The sequence below is a fragment of the Nocardia carnea NBRC 14403 genome (assembly GCF_000308515.1).
GTDB lineage: Bacteria > Actinomycetota > Actinomycetes > Mycobacteriales > Mycobacteriaceae > Nocardia > Nocardia carnea.
In genome coordinates, this window is the sequence record NZ_BAFV01000119.1 from 39335 (window position 1) to 62188 (window position 22854).

At 67.4% G+C, this 22854-nt stretch carries 20 protein-coding genes; 12 read left to right on the plus strand and 8 right to left on the minus strand.

Features of this window, described 5'->3' with window-relative positions; all coding sequences use genetic code 11:
* Positions 1 to 27 precede the first annotated feature (27 nt).
* The 3 genes from ON22_RS29920 to ON22_RS29930 form a co-directional block, all read right to left on the minus strand.
* Complete coding sequence (locus tag ON22_RS29920) at positions 28 to 903, minus strand: LLM class F420-dependent oxidoreductase (protein ID WP_033242548.1); 876 nt, start codon at positions 901 to 903, stop codon at positions 28 to 30.
* A 40-nt stretch (positions 904 to 943) separates the two neighbouring features.
* Positions 944 to 2641, minus strand: a complete 1698-nt coding sequence (casI, locus tag ON22_RS29925) for a steroid-22-oyl-CoA synthetase (protein ID WP_033242547.1) — start codon at positions 2639 to 2641, stop codon at positions 944 to 946.
* Between the two features lie 255 nt (positions 2642 to 2896).
* Entirely contained in the window at positions 2897 to 3685 is a 789-nt protein-coding gene (locus ON22_RS29930; RefSeq protein WP_033242958.1) for an SDR family NAD(P)-dependent oxidoreductase, read from the minus strand.
* 117 nt (positions 3686 to 3802) lie between these two features.
* Here ON22_RS29930 and ON22_RS29935 point away from each other — a divergent pair, with 117 nt between their 5' ends.
* From ON22_RS29935 to ON22_RS29950, 4 genes are all read left to right on the plus strand, one after another.
* Positions 3803 to 4255, plus strand: coding sequence for a nuclear transport factor 2 family protein (locus tag ON22_RS29935; RefSeq protein WP_033242546.1), 453 nt, complete (start codon positions 3803 to 3805; stop codon positions 4253 to 4255).
* A gap of 78 nt (positions 4256 to 4333) precedes the next feature.
* A complete protein-coding gene (locus ON22_RS29940; protein ID WP_033242545.1) occupies positions 4334 to 5245 on the plus strand; it encodes a crotonase/enoyl-CoA hydratase family protein in 912 nt (303 codons plus the stop codon).
* On the plus strand, positions 5242 to 6849 hold the full coding sequence (locus ON22_RS29945) for a class I adenylate-forming enzyme family protein (protein WP_033242544.1): 1608 nt from the start codon (positions 5242 to 5244) through the stop codon (positions 6847 to 6849). Before ON22_RS29940 ends, ON22_RS29945 begins: the two co-directional genes overlap by 4 nt.
* The gene (locus ON22_RS29950) at positions 6846 to 7499 is read left to right on the plus strand and encodes a TetR/AcrR family transcriptional regulator (RefSeq protein ID WP_231508233.1); all 654 of its coding nucleotides are present in this window, start codon (positions 6846 to 6848) and stop codon (positions 7497 to 7499) included. Before ON22_RS29945 ends, ON22_RS29950 begins: the two co-directional genes overlap by 4 nt.
* Before the next feature lie 3 nt (positions 7500 to 7502).
* On the opposite strand, the gene ON22_RS29955 is transcribed toward ON22_RS29950, so the two are convergent.
* Complete coding sequence (locus ON22_RS29955) at positions 7503 to 8741, minus strand: cytochrome P450 family protein (protein WP_033242956.1); 1239 nt, start codon at positions 8739 to 8741, stop codon at positions 7503 to 7505.
* 129 nt (positions 8742 to 8870) lie between these two features.
* Between ON22_RS29955 and ON22_RS29960 the strand changes: the two genes are divergently transcribed.
* Together ON22_RS29960 and ON22_RS29965 are read left to right on the plus strand one after the other, a co-directional pair.
* Complete coding sequence (locus ON22_RS29960; protein WP_033242543.1) at positions 8871 to 10985, plus strand: oxidoreductase; 2115 nt, start codon at positions 8871 to 8873, stop codon at positions 10983 to 10985.
* Between the two features lie 147 nt (positions 10986 to 11132).
* Positions 11133 to 12569 carry an RNA-guided endonuclease InsQ/TnpB family protein gene (locus tag ON22_RS29965; RefSeq protein WP_051158278.1) on the plus strand — a complete coding sequence of 479 codons (1437 nt, stop codon included), beginning with the start codon at positions 11133 to 11135 and terminating at the stop codon, positions 12567 to 12569.
* Between the two features lie 59 nt (positions 12570 to 12628).
* On the opposite strand, the gene ON22_RS29970 is transcribed toward ON22_RS29965, so the two are convergent.
* Together ON22_RS29970 and ON22_RS29975 are read right to left on the minus strand one after the other, a co-directional pair.
* Complete coding sequence (locus ON22_RS29970; protein ID WP_033242954.1) at positions 12629 to 13471, minus strand: mycofactocin-coupled SDR family oxidoreductase; 843 nt, start codon at positions 13469 to 13471, stop codon at positions 12629 to 12631.
* Positions 13472 to 13698: 227 nt separating this feature from the next.
* Positions 13699 to 14298, minus strand: a complete 600-nt coding sequence (locus ON22_RS29975; RefSeq protein WP_174375643.1) for a TetR/AcrR family transcriptional regulator — start codon at positions 14296 to 14298, stop codon at positions 13699 to 13701.
* 343 nt (positions 14299 to 14641) lie between these two features.
* Between ON22_RS29975 and ON22_RS29980 the strand changes: the two genes are divergently transcribed.
* Positions 14642 to 15520: an alpha/beta hydrolase gene (locus tag ON22_RS29980; RefSeq protein WP_033242541.1), complete on the plus strand. Its 879-nt coding sequence runs from the start codon at positions 14642 to 14644 to the stop codon at positions 15518 to 15520.
* A 109-nt stretch (positions 15521 to 15629) separates the two neighbouring features.
* Here ON22_RS29980 and ON22_RS29985 read toward each other — a convergent pair whose 3' ends face one another.
* On the minus strand, positions 15630 to 16430 hold the full coding sequence (locus ON22_RS29985) for an inositol monophosphatase family protein (protein ID WP_033242953.1): 801 nt from the start codon (positions 16428 to 16430) through the stop codon (positions 15630 to 15632).
* Positions 16431 to 16612: 182 nt separating this feature from the next.
* Here ON22_RS29985 and ON22_RS29990 point away from each other — a divergent pair, with 182 nt between their 5' ends.
* Both ON22_RS29990 and ON22_RS38245 read left to right on the plus strand, forming a co-directional pair.
* On the plus strand, positions 16613 to 17419 hold the full coding sequence (locus ON22_RS29990) for an SAM-dependent methyltransferase (protein WP_033242540.1): 807 nt from the start codon (positions 16613 to 16615) through the stop codon (positions 17417 to 17419).
* A gap of 235 nt (positions 17420 to 17654) precedes the next feature.
* On the plus strand, positions 17655 to 18587 hold the full coding sequence (locus tag ON22_RS38245; protein WP_231508231.1) for a hypothetical protein: 933 nt from the start codon (positions 17655 to 17657) through the stop codon (positions 18585 to 18587).
* Positions 18588 to 18652: 65 nt separating this feature from the next.
* Here the strand turns inward: ON22_RS38245 and ON22_RS30005 are convergent, their stop codons facing one another.
* Entirely contained in the window at positions 18653 to 19441 is a 789-nt protein-coding gene (locus tag ON22_RS30005) for a GTP-binding protein (RefSeq protein ID WP_033242539.1), read from the minus strand.
* A 131-nt stretch (positions 19442 to 19572) separates the two neighbouring features.
* Here ON22_RS30005 and ON22_RS30010 point away from each other — a divergent pair, with 131 nt between their 5' ends.
* The 3 genes from ON22_RS30010 to ON22_RS30020 all read left to right on the plus strand — a co-directional run bounded on the left by ON22_RS30010 (position 19573) and on the right by ON22_RS30020 (position 22788).
* Positions 19573 to 20019 carry a Zn-ribbon domain-containing OB-fold protein gene (locus ON22_RS30010; protein WP_373280898.1) on the plus strand — a complete coding sequence of 149 codons (447 nt, stop codon included), beginning with the start codon at positions 19573 to 19575 and terminating at the stop codon, positions 20017 to 20019.
* Positions 20012 to 21214, plus strand: a complete 1203-nt coding sequence (locus ON22_RS30015) for a lipid-transfer protein (protein WP_033242538.1) — start codon at positions 20012 to 20014, stop codon at positions 21212 to 21214. Before ON22_RS30010 ends, ON22_RS30015 begins: the two co-directional genes overlap by 8 nt.
* Before the next feature lie 497 nt (positions 21215 to 21711).
* Positions 21712 to 22788, plus strand: a complete 1077-nt coding sequence (locus tag ON22_RS30020; protein WP_033242949.1) for a hypothetical protein — start codon at positions 21712 to 21714, stop codon at positions 22786 to 22788.
* Positions 22789 to 22854: the final 66 nt, after the last annotated feature.

The window sequence follows — 22854 nt, forward strand, 5'->3', positions numbered from 1 at the left end:
AGGCGCAGGTTCGGCCCACCGGCCCGGTCAGCGGCCCAGGCGCTTGGCACACTCCGCCATTTCGTCGATCACGAGATCCATGGAGGTGGCGTGGCGGGACGCAGACAGGACGAGGCGATCGGCGCCGAGTGCGCGGGACCGGTCGAGCTTGGACTCGTCCAGGCGCGGCAGGGTGGCGCCGAGTACCAGGGAGATATCCCCGGGATCGCGCTCGGCCGCCACTGCCGCTGCGCGCATGGCGCCGATCGCCGTATCCAGGTCGTCGCCGGCCAGCCCCAGTGGCTGGAACCCGTCGCCCAACCGGCCGGCCCGGCGCGCGGCCGCCAGGCTGTGGCCGCCGATGTACAGCGGGACCCCGGTGTCTCGGAAAGGTTTCGGTCGGCTGTAGGCACCGGTGAACGAGAAGTATTCGCCGCGGAAATCCACACCGTCGCGACCGGCCCACAGTGCCCGCATGACCGCGATGGCTTCGTCGGCAATCTTGCCGCGACGGTCGAACCGGCCGCCGCAGGCCTCGATCTCCTCCCGCATCCAGCCGAGACCGAGGCATATACGCAGGCGCCCACCGGAGAGCCGGTCGAGGGTGGCGAGGCGTTTGGCCAGCACCACCGGGTTGTGGTTGGGCAGTACCAGTACGCCGGTCGACAGGCCGAGCGTGGTGGTGGCGCCGGCGACGAACGACAGCAACTCCACGGGGTCCGGGATATCGCAATCGTCGGGCAGGTGCGATTTGCCGGTCGGCGAATAGGGATATGTGCTCTCGGTATCCGCGATCACCACCGAATGTTCCACGGCGGAGATCTCGTCGAACCCGAGCGATTCCGCGGCTCGGGCGAACCGCAGGATCTCCTCCGGTTCCCCGCTCGTCCCCAGTTCGACCGGGATCACGACCCCGAGTTTCATTCCCTGTCTCCTTCGCTACACGAGCACAGCCGACCTGCCGTCACCGGCGCGAGGCCCCGGGGTCCGGCAGAAACCGGGCACGGCCGTACGTATGGAATTCCTGTTCCAGTTCCTGTTTACCGGTCTCGGTGAGCAGTTCGTAGGTCAGCGCACCGCGGCCCACCCGGTGGTATATGGGGTCGCCGACCCGCCACAATTGCGCCTGCAGTTCCCGTTTGAGCACCTTGTTCGACCCGGTCACCGGCAGATTCGTCGAGACCCGCACGAATCGCGGCGCCGCCTTGGTCCCCAGATCGTCCTGGGAGCCGAGGAAATCCGCGAACTCGGCGGGGTCGAAATCCGATACCTGCGCGACCTCGATCGCGGCCATCACCTGGTCCCCCGAACGCGGGTCGGGTACCGCGTACACGCCTGTCGCGATGATCTTCGGGTGCCGCCGCAGGATCCGCTCGATCGTCAGCGCGGAGGTGTTCTCGCCGTCGACGCGGACCCAATCACCTTTGCGGCCGGCGAAGTAGATGAACCCGGCCTCGTCGATATAGCCGAGGTCGCCGGTCCAGTACCAGCCGTGCCGGATCCGCTCGGCCACCGCGGCCTCGTTCTTGTAGTACCCCTCGAACCGTTTCGCGCCGCCCTTGTCGACCATTTCGCCGATCGCCTCATCCGGGTTCCGCACCCGGCCGAATCGGTCGAGCTTCGCGCGGGCGCATTCGTCGCGGGTGTCCGGGTTCACGACGGCGATATCGGCGTGCGCGGGCCGGCCCATGGCGCCTTCGGGGGCATCCGGGTCGGCCTTCACGGATCCCGCGCCCTCCGAGGATCCGTACCCCTCGAACAATTCGGCGCCGAACCGGCGGGCGAACTCGGCCTTGTCCTCCGGTGATGCTTCGGTGCCGAACCCCCGGACCAGGGTGTTGTCGATATCGTCGGGCTGTTCCGGGGTGGCCATCAGATAGCTCAGGGCCTTGCCGACATAGGTGAAGAAGGTCGCGCCGAAGAACCGCACATCGGGCAGGAACCCCGAGGCGGAGAATTTCGGGGTCAGGCAGACGGTGGCACCGTTGGACAGCGCCGGCGCCCACAGCGCCATCAGCGCGTTTCCGTGGAACAACGGCATACAGCAGTAGTCGACATCCTCGCGAACGTGCCCGTACTTCTCGTTGTTCGCATACGCGAGCCTTGCCAGCCGGCCCTGGCTGCAACGCACCGCTTTCGATGTTCCGGTGGTGCCGGAGGTGAACAGCAGCAGGTACAGGGACGTTTCGTCCACCTCCGGTACGGCGACCGGCTCATCCACCCAGTGCGCACGGACTCGGTCGGGATAAGAGGGCGCGTCGACCAGCACGAACCGATCCTCGTCCAGCCCGAGATCCAGCTCACGCAGCTGCGCCATCCCGGCGGTATCGGTCACGATCAGCTGGCAGTCGACGTAGCGGATCTCGGCCTCGAGTTCGGCGCCGCGCCGGGTGGGGTTGATACCGACGATCACCGCGCCGCTCAATGCGGCGCCGCCGAGCCAGAACAGATACTCGGGGGTGTTCTCGAGCAGCACGCCGATATGGAAGGGTCCATCGACCCGCAACGCCGTGGCCAGCGCGCCGCGGGCGGCGCTTTCGCGGACCGTTTCGTCCCACGTCCAATCCCGCTCCCGGGTCCGCACCCCCAGATGCGAATCACCGAGACGGTCGAGCAGCATCCCCGCAATGGTCGCGTGTTCCAACTCAACTCCTGCCCGCATATCCCGTGCCGCACGTATCCGGCAACGCCGCATGTGCCGACCCGACGCTATCCAAGTCCGCCCTCTGCCCACCGCCACGGGTCTCAGCCAGTGGAAGCCCACCGCACCGGGGCCGGCCCGGACGGCCCGATGGATTCGACGTCGAGCACCCGGACATCGCAGCGAGTGCTGATCGGGGCCCGTGCCGGTTGTACTGCGGTCACGCTCGTGGCCGGCTGCGTCCGGCACATGCGGCGCGACGCCGCCGACCGGCGTTCAGTCGACCTGTGGCGCCCATTGCACGCCGTTGATATGCGCGCCGCCGTCGACGAACAGGGTGTTTCCGGTGAGGTATCGCGCACCGTCGCCGGCCAGGAACGCGACGACCGGACCGATATCGTCGAGCGGATCACCGACGCGGCCCATCGGGTTCGCCGCATCGATCGAGGCCGCCATCTCCGGGTTGGCGTCGGCCATCCGCTGGTAGGCCGCGCTGCGCGCGCCGGGGCAGATCACATTGCAGCACACCTGTTTCGGCGCCCATTCGCGCGCCGCCGTGCGGGTCAGCGCCCGCAGCGCCTCCTTGGCCGCGTTGTAGGCCACCGAGTACATATGGGCGTTGACGCCGTTGAGGCTGGCCAGGTTCACGACCCGGCCGGTTCCGTGTTCCGCCAGCGCCGGATAGGCGCGCTGCATGGCCCAGAACGCGGCCATCACTGCCATATCGAAACCGGCCGACATCACCTCGGGGGCGGTCTTCTCCAGGCGGGCATAACCCGTTCCGCGCCAGGCATTGTTGACCAGAATGTCCAGCCGGCCGTATTCGGACACCGCGGCGTCCACCATCGCCTCGACCTGGCGCTGTTCGGTGACATCGGTGTGCACGAAATGCGCTCGCACACCCCAGGTCTCGGTCAGCCACCGCACGGTATCCGCACCCGCGGCCGCGTCGATCTCGGCCACGAGCACATCCGCGCCTTCCCGGGCCAGAGCACCCGCGATACCGCGCCCGATACCCACCCCGGCGCCGGTGACAACTGCGGCCCGACCGGTCAACGTACCCATATGCATGCCTCCTCTTTCGTGGGCAGCCTGCGGGACTCGCAAGTGGCGCGGCCACCGAAGTCTCACCCAGCGAGAGACCCCCTGGGATCCGGTGCCGATCCGGGCTGAGATACAACGATGGATCCTGTCGACCGTCTTGCCCTGACCACGCTCGCGGCGCGCTATGCACAAGCTGTCGACCGCCGGGACACCGCGGCAGTCGCTGCCCTGTGCACCTCCGAGGTGGTGTTCGCCCTGCCGCCCGAACTGAACAGGACGAGCGAACCGTCCGAACTCCGCGGTAGCGCGACAGTGGCGCAGTCGGTGGTGGGGGCGGTGTCGCATCTGGTGGCGACGCGGCACGTTGTCGAACAGCAGGTCGTCGAGACCGATACGGAAGACCGCGCGTACGGCGAGACCTACTGCACGGCGCACCATATCTACGCCCGTGGTGACGGTCACCGGGACAACCGGATCGCGCTGCGCTATCAGGACACCTTCGAGTACCACGGCGGCATCTGGTTGTTCTCCCGGCGCGAACTCGTGGTCGACTTCGCCGAGGATGTGCCGGTTACCCGGTCGGGCGGGTGAGCCGGGCTGTTCATTGACAGTCCAATCGGACTGTGAAACCGTTCTCGGTACCTTCGCCGCCGAGATTGGAACGCCGAAATGACTTTCGCCGGGAACACGGTCGCCTACGAAGTCCGCGACCATCGCGCCTACCTCACCCTGAACCGGCCCGACCGGCTGAACGCGATCACCGGCGAGATGGCCCACGAAATCGGCGCGGCCGTCGCCGCGGCGAACGCCGACGATTCGGTACGCGTCATCGTGATCCAGGGCGCGGGCCGCGCCTTCTGCGCGGGCTACGACCTGAAGCTCTACGCCGAAGGCGGCGAAGAACACCAGGGCGCGGTCTGGGATCCGATCAAGGATTTCCGGATGATGAAAACCAATACCGACCATTTCTTCTCGCTGTGGCGGTCGGCCAAACCGACCGTCGCGAAAGTGCACGGCTACGCCGTGGCCGGCGGAAGCGATATCGCGCTGTCCTGCGATCTCGTCGTCATGGCCGAGGACGCACGGATCGGCTATATGCCCGCCCGGGTATGGGGCTGCCCCACCACGGCAATGTGGGTGTATCGCCTCGGCGCCGAACGCGCGAAGCGGATGCTGCTCACCGGCGACACCATCGACGGGATCCGGGCCCGGGAGTGGGGGCTGGTCATCGACGCGGTCCCGGCGGCCGAACTCGATACCGCGGTCGAAGAACTCGTCGACCGGATGGCCGGGGTTCCCACCAATCAGCTGGTCATGCAGAAGATGATGATCAACCAGGCCTACGACAATATGGGCCTGCAAACGACGCAGAACCTCGCGATCCTCTTCGACGGCATCACCCGCCACTCCCCCGAGGGCCGCTGGTTCGTCGATTTCGCCCAGCAACACGGTTTCGACGCCGCGGTCCAATGGCGCGATACGGGCCGGTTCATCCCGGACGGCGGCGGCGATATCCCGGCCGACGACGAAATCGAGCGAATGAAACAGGAGCTCGAACAGCGGGCGGAGCAGCGGCGATGACCGCGCTCACCGAATCCCTCTGGCCGGTCGACACCAGCGTTCCGGTTCTCGAGGTCACAGTGGGTGAACTGCTCCGGCAGGCGGCCGCCGCGGCACCGGAGAAAGTCGCACTGGTCTCGGTGGCTCCGCAACGCAGCGCCCGCACCTGGACCTACGCGCAGCTGCTCGATGATGCCGAACGCGCGGCGGCCTGGTTGCTCGACCGGTTCCGGCCGGGCGAACATATCGCGGTCTGGGCGCCGAACGTGCCCGAATGGCTCGTGCTCCAGTACGGCGCCGCGCTGGCCGGCCTGGTGCTCGTCACGACCAACCCCGCCCTGCGCGGGCCGGAACTCGAATATGCACTCGCCCGGTCCCGTGCGGCCGGCGTCTTCTATACCGACAGCTTCCGCGGCACCGATATGGCCGCTCAGATCGACGCCGTGCTGCCCGCAGTCCCCGCTGTGCGCGCCGCCGTCACCTTCGACGGCTGGCTCGACGAGGTCCGCGGCACCGAGAAGCATTCGCAATTACCGCTTGTCGATCCACGCTCGGCCACCCAGATCCAGTTCACCTCCGGCACCACCGGCCGCGCGAAACCGGCGGTACTGGCGCACCGGTCGATGGTGACCAATGCGGCGTTCGTCCGCGACCGCTGCGGCGCGACGCCGGGAGCGACCTTCGCCACCGCTCTGCCGCTGTTCCACACCGCGGGCTGCGGTCTGGCCGCGCTGGGGTCGGTGTATCAGCGGGCCACGCTCGTCCTCGCCGAAGTATTCGACCCGGCAACGATGCTGACGGCGATCCAGGATCACCGCGCCGAGATCTACGGTGGTGTGCCCGCCATGCTGCATGCCCTGCTCACCTATCCCGAGCTCGCCGAGTTCGATCTCGGTGCGCTGCGGGTCGTGATGTCCGGTGGCGATGCCGTCCCGCCCGCGCTGATCGACGGCTGGGCGCAAACCTGCGGCGCAGCGATGAGCGCGGTGTACGGCCAGACCGAACTCGGGCCGGTCATCTGCCAGACGAGTCCGGCCGACAACCGCGACGACAACCTGTTCACAGCGGGCCGCCCCCTTCCCGGCGTCGAGGTATCCGTGCGCGATCCCGACACCGGCGCGGTGCAGCCGCTCGGGGTCGAGGGCGAGATCTGTGCCCGCGGCTACCAGCAGATGATCGAATACCTCGGGATGCCCGCCGAAACGGCGCAGACGATCGATGCCGAGGGCCGGCTGCACACCGGCGATCTCGGGACGATGGACGCCCGCGGCTACATCCGCGTCACCGGCCGGCTCAAAGATATGATCATCCGCGGTGGGGAGAACATCTATCCGCGCGAAATCGAGGAGGCCCTGGCCGCCCATCCCGCGCTCATCGACGCAGTCGTCCTCGGCCTGCCCGATGGAAGCTGGGGCGAGAGCGTGGCCGCGGTGGTCCGGCCGGACCCGGCCCGGCCGGCCCCCACACCGGCCGAGCTCCAGGACTACCTGCGGGAACGACTCGCCCCACCCAAGACCCCGAAATCCTGGTACGTCGCCGAGAGCTTCCCCGTGAACGCGATGGGCAAACTGCAGAAGTTCCGGCTTCGTGAGCAGATCGCCGACGGCCGGCTCGACGCCCTGTGATCGGGAAGCCGATAGGTGCCGGCGCTACGTCGCAGAGCTCCACGCAACCGGTCCCGCGCACCGCCGGCCTGTCCCGTAGAGAACAGCACGCGAAAACCCACGCCGCACTGCTCGACGCGACGATCCGGTGCCTGGTCGAGCACGGCTACGCGGGCACGACCACACAGCGGATCCAGGAGGAGGCAGGCGTCTCACGAGGCGCGCTCCTCCATCATTTCGCGTCGAAATCGGAGTTGCTGGTCGCCGCGATCCACCATATCGCCGACCGGCGCCTGGCCGTTTTCGGCGAACACGTCGCCGGGCTGGGCGACGGACCCGAAACCCTGCCGCAGATGGTGCAGGCGGTCCGGTCGGCCATGACCGGACCGGCCTTTCAGGCGGCGATGGAACTGTGGGCCGCGTCCCGCACCGACCCGCAGTTGCGCGACGCGCTGCTACCTGCCGAGAAACGACTGGGGTCCGCACTGCGTAACCATTTCGAACGGCACGCCGGTATCGCCGATCCCGAAGCCGCCCGGACGGCGTTCGAATCGCTGATGGCACTCGTTCGCGGGCTCGAACTCACCCGGCTCCTGCGCACTGATTCGACCCTGGCCGACCGCGTCGTCGACGACTGGCTGCACAACGTCGCCCGGCAACGCGAGACCTGACAGCTAGAGCGGCGACAGTGGCGGCGAGGGCGGGAAGACGACCGGCAGCGCGGTCAGCGCCCGATGGAAAGCGCCTGTCCGCCAGGTCAGCTCGTCGGCCGGTACCCCGAGCCGGATCTCCGGCAGGCCGTCGAGCAATTGGTCGATGGCGTCCTGCGCGATCAGGTAGGCCAGCGAACTGGCCGGGCACACATGGGGCCCACCGCCGAAAGCCAGATGCGCCCGGTTACCCGCGTGCCGGTTCGAGCCGATCACCGGATCGGTATTGCAGGCCGCCATGCTGATGATCACCGGCTGGTGGGCAGGCAACCACACATCGTCGATGAGAATCGGCTGCTTCGGGAAGGTGAAACAGAAATTCGCCATCGGCGGGTCGTTGAACAGCACCTCGTCCAGCGCGTCCCGGGTGGACAGGCTACCGTCGAGCGCGCTGTCGCCGAACTGTTCGTCGGTGAGCATCAACCGCAACGCATTGACGATCAGATTCTGCAGCGGTTCGATTCCTGCCCCGTATATCGTTCCGATCTGGTTCGCGATCTCGGGTTCGGTCAATGCGCTCGGGTGCCGCATCATCCGTGTCGTCACATCGTCACCGGGGTGAACGCGTTTGAGCTCGATCAGTTCCGCCAGCGATTTCATGAGCAACTCGGCACCACCCTCGGCGCCGACACCCTCGAACATGGCGGCCATCCCGGTCGCGGCCCGCTGCGCGATCTCGGTGGGGCAGCCCAGCATCGCGTTCAGCACGGCGAAGGTGAGCGGGAACGCGTACTGCTTGATCAGGTCCGCCGATCCGTCGCCGCAGAAGGAGTTGATCAGCGGAATGGCGATCCGCTCCACGGTCTCGTGCAGACCGAACGGGTCGACCTCGCCCAGACCGGCGACGATGGCCTGCCGATAGCGTGCGTGCGCGCTGCCGTCGTTACGCCGGGCGTTGGGCCGCCACTGCATGAGCGGCAGCACCGGGCAGTCCGCCGGAATATCGCGCTGCCAGGTGCGGGGGTCGGCCGGGAAATGGTCCGGGTCGTTGTAGATACGCAGCGCCGTATAGTAGCCGATAACCAGCGTCGCGGGGACGCCCGGCGCTATCTCGACGGGCACCAGGGACCCGTGCTGTTCCCGCATCGCGCGATAGGTACTGTGCGGGTCCACCGCGAATTCCGGTATATACAAAGGAATCCGCGGACCGTCGGTATCGGCCGGTGAACTGTGCGGAGCCCGGGGCGTCGGCTGCTCGGAGATTGTCACCGGACGGATCCTAGGCACAAGATCGACAACTCTCGCGCGATACCGGCATACGCCGCGCCGGTCCGGTCTCGGTGATCGGGAACAGCGCGTTCACGACTTCGGCGAACGGTCTAACTTCTACTCGTGACCCGCACCAGGACCTTCCCGCATCTGCTCGCCCCCGGGACCATCGGCCCGGTTTCGCTGGCCAACCGCGTGGTCTTGCCCGCGATGGATATGAATCTGTGCGAGGACGGCGAGATCGAACAGGGCGATATCGATCATTTCGCCGCCCGCGCGGCCGGCGGTACCGGGCTGATCATCACCGGTGCCTGCGCGGTCGCGTACCCGGTCGGGTGTGCGAGCACCAAGGAACCCGGACTCTCCGAGGACCGGTTCGTTCCCGGGCTGAAAGCGCTGGCCGACGCCGTCCACGCCGCCGGCAGCAAGCTGTGTGTGCAGATGACCCATCACGGCAAGATCGCCCGGATCGATACCGTCCAGGATCGGCCACTGCTGGTTCCGTCGCCGCCGGCCGGACCGGCGGACCTGTCCGCGCTCGCCGACAACACTCCCGGCGAGCTCCAGAAGATGGGCGCCGTCACCGGCGGGAAGCAGGCCACCTACCACGAGGCCACCGAGGACGATATCGACTGGCTGGTGCGCTGCTTCGCCGAGGCCGCGGGACGGGTGCGCGAGGCCGGCGGGGACGCGGTCGAGATCCACGTGGCGCACGGCTACGTACTCGGTGCCTTCCTGAGCCGGGCAGACAACAAGCGCACCGACGAATACGGTGGGTCGCTCGAGAACCGGGCACGGCTGGCGGTGGAGGTGATCCGCGCGGTCGAGGCGGAGGTCGGTGATTCGCTCGCGATCCTGGTGCGCGTCGCGGGCCGGGAGTTCGGCGAGGAAGGCGCGCTGACCACCGAAGAGGCCGTGCAGGCGGCGGCACTGTTCGAGACGGCCGGCGCCGACGCCATCCACGTCACCGGCTGGGGTCGTAACCCGTTCTCCAATTTCACCGACGGCCCCCTGCCCGACAAGGTCGGCGCCTACACAGACCTCGCGGCCGCGGTGAAGCGGGCCGTATCCATCCCGGTGATCGCCGTCGGCCGGGTGCTGCCGGAGGTCGGCGAGCAGGCGATCACGGATGGGTCCGCAGATTTCGTGGCCATGGGCCGGCAGCTGCTGGCCGATCCGGACCTGGTGAACAAACTCCGGGCAGGGACACCGGAACAGGTCCGGCCCTGCATCAATTGCTATGTGTGCGTCCAGGAGAACTTCTGGGACGACACTCCCCTGTGCGCGGTGAACCCCGCACTGGGCAACGAAAAACTGCTTCCGCTGACGCCTGCTCCCGCGCGCAAACATGTGGTCGTCGTCGGCGCCGGGCCCGGTGGACTCGAGGCCGCCCGGGTGGCCGCCGAACGCGGGCACCGCGTGACCGTACTGGACAAATCCGATCGCCTCGGCGGCACGCTCTGGTTCTCCGGGCTCACCACGCCGGACAACCAGATGCTGCTGGACTGGTTGAAGGTACAGGTCCAGCGTCCGGATATCGATATCCGCCTGAAGACCGAGGCCACGGTGGCCTCGATCCAGGCGCTGCAGCCGGATGCGGTGGTCGTCGCCACCGGCGCGGTGCGCGGACGGCCCGCGGTTCCCGGCAGCGATCTGCCGCATGTCCACACCGGTGATACGTTGCGCGCCTTGATGACCGGCTCCGGCGACGTTTCCCGAGTACCGCCGCTGCTTCGGGCCGTCGCCAAACTCGGCAAGCTGTCCGGTATCACCAGGAGCGCGGCCGCGATCCGCACCGTCACCCGCACGTTCCTGCCGATGGGTAAGAACGTCGTCGTGATCGGCGGTTCGCTTGTCGGTCTGGAACTTTCGGAGTTCCTGGCCGAACGCGGTCGCACCGTGACCCTGCTCGAAGAAGGCGGGCAGCTCGGCGTGCCGATGGCACTGCCGCGGCGCTGGACCGCCGTCCGCCACGCGAAGGAGTCGGGCGTACAGATCCACCGCCGGGCCACCGTGCAGCGAATCACCGAGAAGCATGTCGAGTTCACCGTCGGAGACAAAACTTCGACTGCTCGGGCGGATATGGTCGTCGTGGCCTCCGAGGTTTCCGCCCAGGCACAATTGGCCGAAGCGCTGGAAGGTGTAGTTCCCGAGGTGCACGTGGTGGGCGACGCCGTGCAGGTCGATTACATTCAGGGCGCGATCCACACAGCGTGGCAGGTCGCGACGAAGTTGTGAGGTCTTCCGGTCCGCCCGACCACCTCCTAGGATATCGAGGGCTGGCGAATGCGCCGGCGCCTCAGGCGTACACGGCTTTGGCGGTCCAGGCGTCAACGAATCCGGTAGATCCGGAGTTGTCGGTGGCGTGTGCCATACTCGCCAGCGATGAGCCGCCACACCACGTTCCGGTATTGCCTCGACCCGACGGTCGAGCAGTTGGCCGTGCTCGCACGGCATGCCGGTGCGGCCCGGTTCGCGTTCAATCAATGCCTGCACATGGTCAAAACCGGCCTCTCCCACCGCGCAACCGATCCCAGGTACCCCGTGCCGTGGACCCGGTTCGATCTGATCAACGCCTTCAACACCTGGAAGAAAACCGACGCCGCCGGACGGATATTCACCGTCGACCCCCACGGTGTCACCGAGGTGCAGGTAACGGGGCTGGCGTGGCGCAACCACGTGTGCCAGCAGGTGTTCGAAGAAGCCGCGGTCGACTGCGGGCGGGCCCTGGCCGCGTGGTCGGATTCCCGCACCGGCAAACGACGCGGCGCCAGGGTCGGGTTTCCGAAGTTCAAAAAGAAGCACCGTAGTGCCCAGTCGTTCCGGCTACGCAACAAACACACCAGGACCGGACGGACCGCGATCCGCATCGGTGACCACGACATCCACCGCTCGGTGACTTTGCCGGGACTTGGCCGGATCCGGGTCCGCGACGATACCCGCCGGCTGCGGCGCATGCTCGCCAGCGGGCGGGCGAAGATTCTGTATGCCACGGTCTCGCTGCGGGCAGGACGCTGGTGGATCACCATTGCCGCCGAAGCCGCCGACATACACGCCGCTCACCGTCACCGCCCCCGCGCTACCGGTGACCGTGGTGGCTGGGTCGGGATCGACCGGGGTTTATCGGCGTTCCTGGTCGCCGCCACCGCCGACGGCAGAGAACTGGCCCGGGTCGACACCCCACCAAAACCCCTGGCCGCCGGTCTGCACCAGCAGCGGCGGCTCGCGAAGACGCTGTCGCGAAAGAAGAAAGGATCCCGCAACCGACAACAGGCCGCCGCACGGCTGGCGCGCCACCACCATCGGGTCGCCGATGTTCGCCGTCATTTCCTGCATCAGGTCACCAATACGCTGGTCAAAACCCACGACCGGCTCGTTGTCGAGGACCTGCACGTGGCCGGGATGCTACGCAACCGGCGTCTGTCCCGCGCGATCAGTGACGCCGGATGGGCCGACTTCGCGCGGCTGCTGCGCTACAAACAGCAGTGGCGCGGCGGGACCGTGGTCACCGCCGACCGCTGGTATCCGTCGAGTAAACGCTGCTCGGCCTGCGGCACCGTCAACACCGGTCTCACACTGTCGCACCGGGTGTTCACCTGTGGGTGCGGGTACCGGGCCGACCGCGACCTCAACGCCGCAGCCAACCTCGCCGCCTGGGCGGCAACACACTATAAAGCCGTTTCACGATCCCCGGACCCCTCAGCAGGAGGCCGGGTCACCAATGCCCGCCGACGGGAAGGCGCTGACCGGCACCCTGTGGGTGTCGGTGAAACCGTCCCGGTAGACGCGGGAACCGAGGTTCACACCCCGATCGGGGTGTGAACCGACGACGCCCGAGAAGGGCGGTGTCCGATAACCCGTACGAGTTATCGGACACGCTGTCAGTACTTCAACGCTCCCGAGTCGACCGGGATCTGTGTACCGGTGATGGCCACCGAAGCGGGACCGGCCAGCCACGCCACCACTTCGGCGACATCCTCGACCGGCATGAAGCCGCTCTGCCCGTCGTTGGCCGACTTCAGCGGCACCGGCGGGAAACTGTGCAGGAACGACGGATGTTTGCCGAACATCGCCATCATGTCGTCCGGCTGGATCATCGGGGTGTCCACCGAATACGGATGAATCGAGTTCACCCGGATACCGAACTCACCCGCCTCCAGCGCCAGCGTATTGGTCAGTGCCACCAGCCCGTGCTTGGACGCCGCGTAATGCCCGTTACCCGGTGTCGCCTTCAATCCGGCCGACGAACTGACGATCACGACGGATCCACCGTTGCCCGCCTCGATCATTGCCGGTAACGCGGCCCGGACCGTGCGCCAGGTGCCACTGAGATTCACGTCGACAACGGTGTCCCACTGCTCCTCGCTCATCTCCCACAGACGAGCCCAGCTCAGCACCCCCGCATTGGCGATCAGCACGTCGAGGCGGCCGAACCGATCGACGCCGTCGGCCACCAGCTGCTGCAGTGCGGCCAGATCCCGGACATCGACTGCACGGGTGAGGATTTTGCGGCCCGCGGATTCGACCAGGCGCGCGGTCTCCGCGAGATCCTCCGCAGTGGCGGCCGGGTAGGTGACGGTGCCGGAGATCGGCGCACACGCATCGATGGCGATGATATCGGCGCCCTGCTCGGCCAGCCGGACCGCATGCGCGCGGCCCTGTCCGCGGGCCGCGCCCGTCACCAGGGCCACCTGTCCCAGCAGCGGCTCGGTCGGATTACTCATCGTGGCACCTTCGATCATCGTTGTCGGGCGGACGGCCGGCTCCGGCCACCGCGATACGGGCATATTCGCCGAGGGGTTCCGAGCGGGTTCCGACCGGCCCACTTCTCTCGGCGGCTGAAACGAAGTTAGACGGGTGTCCATATAACAGTCAAGGGCGCTGACAGTGCGCGAACCGACGCCGGACAGCGCCGTACCACGGGTTCACCCGATATGGCGAACGCGGCCGCTCAGGGGTGGTCGGCGACGGGAATCGCGCGCTCGACCGCCATGCGGACCAATTCATCGACCCGCTCCTCGGTGAACACCCCGGGCAAGGTGAGGCGTTCCAGGATGAGCCAGTTCAGGGCGAGGAACAGCAGGACGACGGTGTTCTCGTCGCCCGGCATTCCGTTGTCGACGTGGTTGCGGATATTGAACTCCAGATCGGCTCGCACCCGTTCGGTGAGCAAGGCCTGGAGCTCGGGCCGCCGGGTGGCCTCGAGGCGGAGTTCGAGCAGCGCGAGATAGCCGGTGCGGAACCTGGTGACGCGTCCGACGACTTCGGTCATGAGTTCGGTGACGGTCTCGCGGGAACGGGGTCCCTGCAGTTTCACCATGACCGATTCGTCGGGGACCAGCCGCTCGTAGTACCGGTGACCTGCTTGAACCAGCAGGTCGTCGCGGTTGGCGAAATAGTTCGAGGCGGTACCTGCCGGCACTTCGGCTTCTTTGTCCACTGCGCGGAACGTCAGGCCGCGGGCCCCTTCCCGGGCCAGGACCTCGATCGATGCGTCCAGTAACGCCTGGCGGCGTTGGGGATTCGTGCGGACCACTTGACACCACTCCATCTGTAGTACTACGGTTCAAATCACTTCGTTCAGAGTACTACAGACGAGGTGGTCAGGTATACGAGGTGATCCCCGCTCTGCCGACTCCACCGTCCTCGTCGAAAGGCGGAACCGATATGCGAAAGCCCCACGGCACCTTCCCTATTCCGAACAACCAGCAGCGTTTCGCTGCCCGGCCGACACCGCCGCGCGCGGCAATCGCCAAGAAAGGACTGCCCCGCAACACCAGGCGCGGCGGGCGGTAGCCAGCGCCCGGCCGGGGTCGGTGCACGACAAGCTCATCGATGAACCGGCCAGGTCAGAACGCCGAACCGAGAGCAGCCCGACGAAAGAGGACAACACCATGCGTGATGTGAAGATCTGGAGTGAAGAGTTCGGCGCCGCCACCGATCCGCCGATCCTGCTGATCATGGGATCGATGTCGCAGGGCATCCTGTGGCCGGAAGAATTCATCGACCGGCTCGTCGCCGGCGGCCGCCGGGTGATCCGGTACGACCATCGCGACACCGGGATGTCGGACACCGTCGACTTCGCAACCCACCCGTACACCTGGGAAGACATCCACAACGACGTATACCGCGTCCTGGACACCCACGGCCTCGAAAGCGCCCATCTGGTGGGTCATTCGGCGGGCGGCCTGCTCGCCCAGCTCATCGCGGTACAACGGCCGGAACGGGTGCGCTCGCTGACCGTTATCGGCTCCTCACCACTCGGTGGTGGCGAGGGCCGGGTACTCATGCGCGCTCTGCTGGGCGAACCACAGCCGCCGGGCAGCCTGCCCGAACCGGCACCCGAATTCGTCTCCTTCTACCGCGAACTCATGGCGACACTGCCGCCGGAGGACCGGCGCACCCGTATCGACGGCATGATCGCCGAACAGCGCGTACTCCACGGCACCGGCCTGCCGTTCGACGAGGCGGCGGCCCGCGCACTCCAGGAACGGATCCACGACCGAGCCCGCGACCTCTCGGCGGCCACCAACCACCGGCTGGCCGCCGCCGCCCACCCCGATTTCGAACCGACCGGCGCACTCCCCCGGATCCAGGCGCCCACGCTGGTCGTCGAAGGCAGCCACGAACCGGTCAAACCGGGTCACGGCGCGGTGATCGCCGAGCAGATACCAGGCGCACAGCTGCGGATCGTCGACGGTATGGGCCATACGCTGCCGGTGCAGGTGCACGAGGAACTCGCGGCTGCCATCCTCACGCATACAGCGGGATGAGCCCAGGCGAGAAGGCATTCCGGTCCGCGCGGACGCTCGGGCGGATCCACGTCACAGCCCGCGTGAGTTCACCGCGGCAACTGCCGACAGCGCCCCGATACCGCCCTCGTCAGTAGCGCTCGTTCAGGTACCCGAGCAACTCGTCGTGCAGCAAGCCGTTCGACGCGGCCGCGCTGTCGCCGAGCGGCCCCGGGCTGCCGTCGAGACCGGTGAAGGCGCCACCGGCCTCGGTGACGATCACCGCGTGCGCGGCCATCTCCAGCGGCGAGAGATCCGGATCGGCGCAGATATCGACCACCCCCTCGGCGACCATCATGTAGGGCCAGAAGTCGCCGTACGCGCGCGTACGCCACACTTCCCGGGAAAGTGCCAGGAGACCGCCCAGCCGGCCCTGCTCCTCCCAGCCCGCGAAGGAGGAGTACGCGAACGACGCGTCCGGCAACTTCGAAACACCCGAAACACGCATCCGTGAGGCCGAGGAAAGATTACGGCCGGTGAAGGCGCCGTGATCCTGCACGGCCCACCACCGGCGCCCCAGCGCAGGGGCCGAGACGACACCGACCACCGGCCGGTAACCGTCCTCGGATGCTTCGATCAGGGAAATCTGCGTAGCCCATACCGGTACGCCGCGCGCATAGTTCTCGAGACCGTCGATGGCGTCGACCACCCAGCAGCGCGGCCCGGTGCCGTCCAAGCCCTCCCCCTCGCCGAGAACGGCGTCACGCGGGCGGGAACGCTGCAACTGTCCGCGAATGAGCTTTTCCACCTCGGTTTCGGATTCGCGCACCGATTCCAGATCCGGCTTCGACTCGATCACGAGGTCGAGAGCCTTGAAGCGGTCCATGCTCGCCGCGGCCGCGGAATCCACGAGAACATGGGCGAATCGGAGGTCGTCGAGATGGTCCTTCACCACATGAAGTTATCCGCAGCAAACCGACAGCGCCACCGGGCCCGGATTCCACTCCGCTGACCTGCCGCGGTGCGGAACATGCACCGTTTGCACAAATCTCCGCACAGCGCATGCGGCCGCGTCGGTAGCAGCGATATTGTCGACAGTGTTGTACCGGTGTTGTTCTCGGATCGGAGTGTGTCGTGGCGGGAAAATCGTTGGATCTGCACACCGATAAACCGCACAGCGCCCGGATCTACGACTACCTGCTCGGCGGCAAGGACAACTATCCGGCAGACCAGCAAGCCGCCGCCAAGGTCGAACAGGCGGTTCCGAACGCGCGCAAGGTCGCCCGGGCCAACCGCGATTTCATGCACCGGGCCGCCCGGTTCGCCGCCGACGCCGGGATCGGCCAGTTCCTCGATATCGGTACGGGTATCCCGACCGCACCGAATCTGCATCAGGTCGTCCAGGAGGTGAACCCGGCCGCACGCATCGTGTACGTGGACAACGATCCGCTGGTCCTCGCCCACGCCCGCGCACTCATGACCGGCCCCCAGGAAGGGCGCACCGGCTACATCAACGCCGATCTCACCGCCCCGGAGACGATCCTGTCCGCCCCCGCCCTGACCGACACCCTCGACCCTGACGTACCAACCGCGTTGAGCCTCATCGCCATCGCCCATTTCGTCCCGGGCGACATCATCTACGACGCCGTCGCAACCCTCCTGGATACCCTCGCACCCGGCAGCTACCTGGCGATGACGCACCTGACCGCCGAGATCGACCCCGAGGGCGTCGCCGGCACCGTCGCCACCTACACCCAGAGCGGAATCGCGATGCAGCCCCGCACCCGCGACGAATTCGAGCGATTCTTCACCGGCCTGGAACCGGTCGAACCGGGCACAGTCCCGCTGCACCGCTGGCGTCCCCGAATGGACCAGCCCACCGCCTACGACCACACCCTCCCCTTGTACGCAGCCGTCGGCCGCAAACCCGCGCGGGCGTAGCAGGCGCAGTCGGCACCGCCGGATAGTCGTCCCGATCGGCGCGATGTCAGTGACCGAGGGCGGACAAGCGCGCCACCGAACCGCGACCGGCAGGCCGGCCACGACGGACCGGCACGTGAAGCGACACCTTGCACTGTCCGAGGCTTCCGGCGGTTTCGCAGCAGATGAGCCGGGTACGCGTGCGAAGAACCGGCAAACCGAGAGTGCATAGACCCCGACCCGGAGGTTGTATGCGATGTATGGCCGACAACAGGGCGGTGCCGACGGCCCCGGAGGCGCCTCGCCCGGGAAGCCTCCGCGGGAGTCGTTCTACCTACCGAATCTGATCGCTGGGCTCGTGGCGAGTGCCGGAGTGATCGTCGGAAGTATCGGGCCGTGGGTGAGCGTGCTGTTCGTCTCCGGAAACGGCCTCGAAGGGGACGGAGTTTTCACCATTGTGCTCGGCGGCATCGCCGCGCTCGTCTTGTTCACGATGGCGAGTCTGTCCCGGGACCTGCCGGCCCCGATCCCGTGGCTCGTGCCGGGCGTCGCACTGCTCAGCTTGATCATCGCGATGGTCGATATCGGGGAGATATTGCGCGTCCGGCAGGGCGACGACGGCGCTGGGGCCGGCGTGCAGGTCGGATGGGGGCTGTGGCTGGTCGCAGTGTCCGCTGCCGTTCTGTGTATCACCTCGACCCTGGTGGCAGCCCGATCCGGTACCGCACGTTCCTGGGGTCTGACCGCGGTGGCGACTGTCGCGCTGCTCGGGCTCGCCGGGGCCGTCTGGCTGTGGCCGAGGGTCGGCAACGAGTCGGACACACCGCAGACAGCCCTGGACAGCTGGGGTGTGGACGCTACCACCGCACCGGCCGATACCGTCAGGCCGTCGCCCCGCCCGGTCCCGGCAGAAAGTCCGGGTTCGGAATCGGTTCCCGCGAATTCCCGGGTATGCCCGCCGCTGCGCGTGACTCCCGAGTTCACCTCATCCGCAGTGGCCAATTCGGTCACCTCCTGCGAGTTCGCCGAGGAAGTCCGGCTCGCCTATCTGAGTCAGCCGGCGCGCGGTGGCACGGTGTCACTGTCTGCGACGAGCCCGGTGACCGGCCGGAACTACCAGATGACTTGCAGCGGGAACACGGTGGTCGAATGCGTCGGCGGCAACAACGCCGTCGTCTACCTCTATTGAGTAGCTGGAGCACACCTGTCGGGCAGCGGCCGCGCCCCTTGCGTCCGCCTACCTGGGGGCGCCGGTCAGTAGTCGAGGGCGTGTTCCGGTTGGCAGACGTGCAGGGGTGAGGGCAGGTAGCGGACGATGGCGTCCAGGAGTGGGGCGATATGGCTTCGGAGGGTGGTATCGCACAGGACCGGCGCGATATCGCCGATATGGGTGAGGTAGCGGATGCGGTGGTGTAATCGGCCGGCCGGGATCTTCGATGGGCCGGGAACGCCGGGGGTGGCTGCGGCGTGCTCGTCCATGACCGTGTCGACGAGGTGGCGGTACCACTGCTCGGCAGCTCGGCGATGGTTCCCGGCGAGACCGGCGGCCACCGGTTCGGACTCCCCCATCGAGATCAGGTCGACGGCGCCTTCGAACTCGGTACCGAGACCGTGCGGGATCTGCAGGGCCAGCGGCACGGCCCCGTGGGTGTCCGCGACCGTCCGGACACAGTGGCCGAAGCCGGCGGTGGGATGGTCGAGGCCGGTCACCAGGCACAGCCGGGCGACCTGGTGATCATCGGCGATTCGCAGGGCCGTTTCGAGGCGGGGGTCGCGTTTCGCGGTGGCGTCCATGACCGCGATCAGGCCGTCGGCCACCCGGATGGATCGTTCCAACGTGGCGATCGGGGCGCGACTCGACAGCTCCGCGATACGGATCATGTGCTCCGTACGGTCGGTGGTCCAGCGGACCGTGCCCGACACGCCGGTCCCGGTCCTGGTGAGATCACGGAGCAGGCGGTGCACGACTCGTGTCGTCGCGTCGGGGTCCCCGACGACCGTGACGTTGCGGATCGACTGCGGTTCGATGACTTCGCTGCCCATCGTGTGTGGTACTCCAGATCGACTCGAGGAGGCCGTTACCTCCCGATCCGGCCTCACCGTACCTCCGGTCGCACTCCCATGGAGTGGGTTTCCGGCCCCAAAGTAGAACCTGTTCCTATACGGTCGGGATTGTGCAGAAAGAACAACGCCCCGCCGTGGCCGACTGGTTCACCGCGGATGACGGCACGGTGCGCCTGAAGGGAAGTCGCTGCACTACCTGCGGCACGCCGTACTTCCCACGGAACACCCTGGCCTGCCGCAACCCGCAGTGCACGGGCCCGAAGGACGGCTCCGAGCTCGCCGAGTACCTGTTCTCCACCCACGGCCGGATCTGGTCGTATGCGGACGCCCGGTACAAGCCGCCACCGCCCTATGTCTCCCCCGAACCGTTCGAGCCGTATGTCGTCGCGGCGGTGGAGCTCGAGGTCGAGCAGATGGTGATCCTCGGGCAGGTGGTACGCGGCCTCACGGTGGACGATCTGGCTGTCGGTATGCCGGTCGAGTTGACTCTCGGCGTGCTGTACGAAGACGAGGAAGCAGAGCATACGGTGTGGATGTGGAGGCCGGTCGATGCCTGAGTCGAATGACCGCGATATCGCCGTCCTCGGTGCGGGAATGCACCAGTGGGGCAAATGGGGACGGAACTTCGTCGAATACGGGCTGGTCGCGGCACGCGCGGCACTGGCCGATGCCGGAGTGGACCACCGCGACGTCGGCTATATCGCCGGCGCCGACACCATCCGCAACGGATACCCCGGGTTCGTTTCCGGCGCGACGTTCGCCCAGGCGCTGGGCTGGTCCGGCGCACGGATCTCCAGCAGCTACGCCGCCTGCGCCTCCGGCGCCCAGGCCGTCGCCAACGCCCGCGCCCAGATCCTGGCCGGATTGTGCGATGTAGCGCTGGTGGTCGGCGCGGACGCCACCCCGAAGGGCTTCTTCCAGCCGGTCGGCGGTGAACGCCGCGACGATCCGGACTGGTTGCGTTTCCACCTGCTCGGCGCGACCAACCCCATCTATTTCGCGCTGTATGCCCGCCGGCGCATGGCGCTGCACGGCGCCACACTCGACGATTTCGCCGCGGTCAAGGTGAAGAACGCCAAGCACGGCCTGAACAACCCGTACGCCCGCTATCGCAAGGAAGTGACGGCCGAGGACGTCGCGGCCTCGGCGGTCGTCTCGGACCCGCTGCGCCTGCTGGATATCTGCGCCACCAGCGACGGCGGCGCCGCACTGGTGCTGACGTCGATGGAGTACGCGCGCCGCCACGGTGTCACCGATCCGGTCCGCATCCGGGCCCTGTCGACGGTCACGCCGACGTTCCCGAAAACCGTCATCGATCTGCCCGATTTCGCGACGGATTCCGCAGTGGCCGTCCAGCCGCCGCCGCGCGAGTTCCGTTCCGCTGTCGCGCACGCCGCATACGAAGAGGCCGGGCTCGGTCCCGCCGACCTGTCGCTGGCCGAGGTGTACGACCTCTCCACCGCACTGGAACTGGACTGGTACGAGGATATCGGGCTCTGCGAGACCGGCGGCGCAGAGGATCTGCTGCGTAGCGGCGCCACGACCCTGGGCGGGCGTATCCCGGTCAACCCCAGCGGCGGACTGGCAAGTTTCGGTGAGGCGATTCCGGCGCAAGCGATCGCGCAGGTCTGCGAGCTCACCTGGCAGTTGCGCGGCGAAGCCGACGGCCGCCAGGTGGAAGATGCCCGGGCGGGTATCGCGGTGAACCAGGGCCTGTTCGGCCACGGCTCGGCAATTATCGCCACCCGCTGATCCCGGCCCACCCCGTTCAGCTCGCCCGAACGCCGGTATATGGCAACTTCGGCGCTCATGGCGAGTTCGAATGCCGAGCGATGCGTACTCGCCTGCGGCCCACCGGTTATCCGGTCGGCCGCAGGCGATTGCCCCCTGACGACGCTCCGCCCTGAGAGTGTCGGGACGTCCACGCCCGGTTCGCTCGAAGATCGAGGTTTCGCCGGCACGTGATCGAGCCGTAAAGCGAGAGGTGCCCGGTCGGCGATGGACGCGGTCGAGCGTCGGCCTTTCACCCGCTCAGATCGGGACGAACAGCGTTACGGGCCTCTCGGCCGACTGTGCCCCGACAGCGGTTACCCGATTTTGCCCGGATATCGGGTTATGGTCGCCTTCCGGCGCGAACGCCGGTCGCGTGTGCAGACGGGGTCCGACGGCAGGGGCATGCAGTGGTTCGGGACAGCGGGCGTCGAGGCGGAATGTCCGGTCACGTACCGGACGATCCGGCCGGGAGCGCGATGCCCGCGACCCGCACCGCCCGGCGCCGCACCAGGTTCGTGCGCAATACCTACGGCAACGCGTCCGCCGAAACCTTCCTTGTCATCGCGATCATCACCATCCTGGTGACCCGCACCTATCTCGCACTCACCGATTATCCGCAGGTCGGGGGTGGTTCTCTCCATATCGCGCACGCCCTGTACGGCGGTGCCGCGATGATGGTGGCACTGCTGGTGGGCTGGCTGTTGCTCGGTTTCACCGCGCGGGCGGTGGCCGTGGTGATCGGCGGTATCGGGTTCGGTTTGTTCCTCGACGAAGTCGGCAAATTCGTCACCGCCGACAACGATTATTTCTACGGGCCGGCCGCCGAGATCATGTACGTGCTGGTGCTGGTGATCCTGGTCGCCAACCGGTTGGTGCGGATCGTGCGGGCCCCGACTGTCGACGAATACCTCGCCAACGCTGCGTCGATCGCGGCGACCGGGATGGCGGGCGGGTTGCCCGCGCATCGGCGCAGTGCGGCCCGCGCGATGCTGGACCGCGCCGAGGACGGCGGTGTCGATCCGCGTGCTGTGCACGGTATCCGGCTGTTGCTGGACACCGCCGATCATCGAGTGGACCGGCTGTATTCGGTGCAGCAGTTCTTGCCGCGTCTCGTTCCCGGTTTCCTCCGCAGCCCCCGCTGGGTACCGATCATCGGCTGGTTGCTGGTCGTAGCTTCGGCGGCGGGTGTGATCACCGGGGTCGTCGCGCTGCTGACCGGCGGCCTGTCCCTGCACGCCTCCGACACTGTGATCGATGTGGATCGGATGGGTATCGCCGAACTGATCCTGTTCATCAGTGCCTGCCTGACCTTTGTCACAGCAGCTCCGGCGACGATCTGTTACCGCAGGGCGGGCCCGCTGTGGCCGCTGCAGACGTTACGAATGGCGGCGCTGATATTCACCGTTCTGAACGCCTTCGCCGATTTCGCGACAGAAGGTTTCGGCGCGGTGGCGGCCGTCGCGGTGGGTGTCTTCGCGATGGCCGTCCTGTCGCAACAGATCTCCGTGCAAGTCGGTATACCCGCACCGGCAGCTGATCGGCCCGCCGCATAACCGGGTCCCGCCCATCCCGCCGCGCCGACTCGCCGAGGCGATATTGACCTGGAGCGCACTCCAACT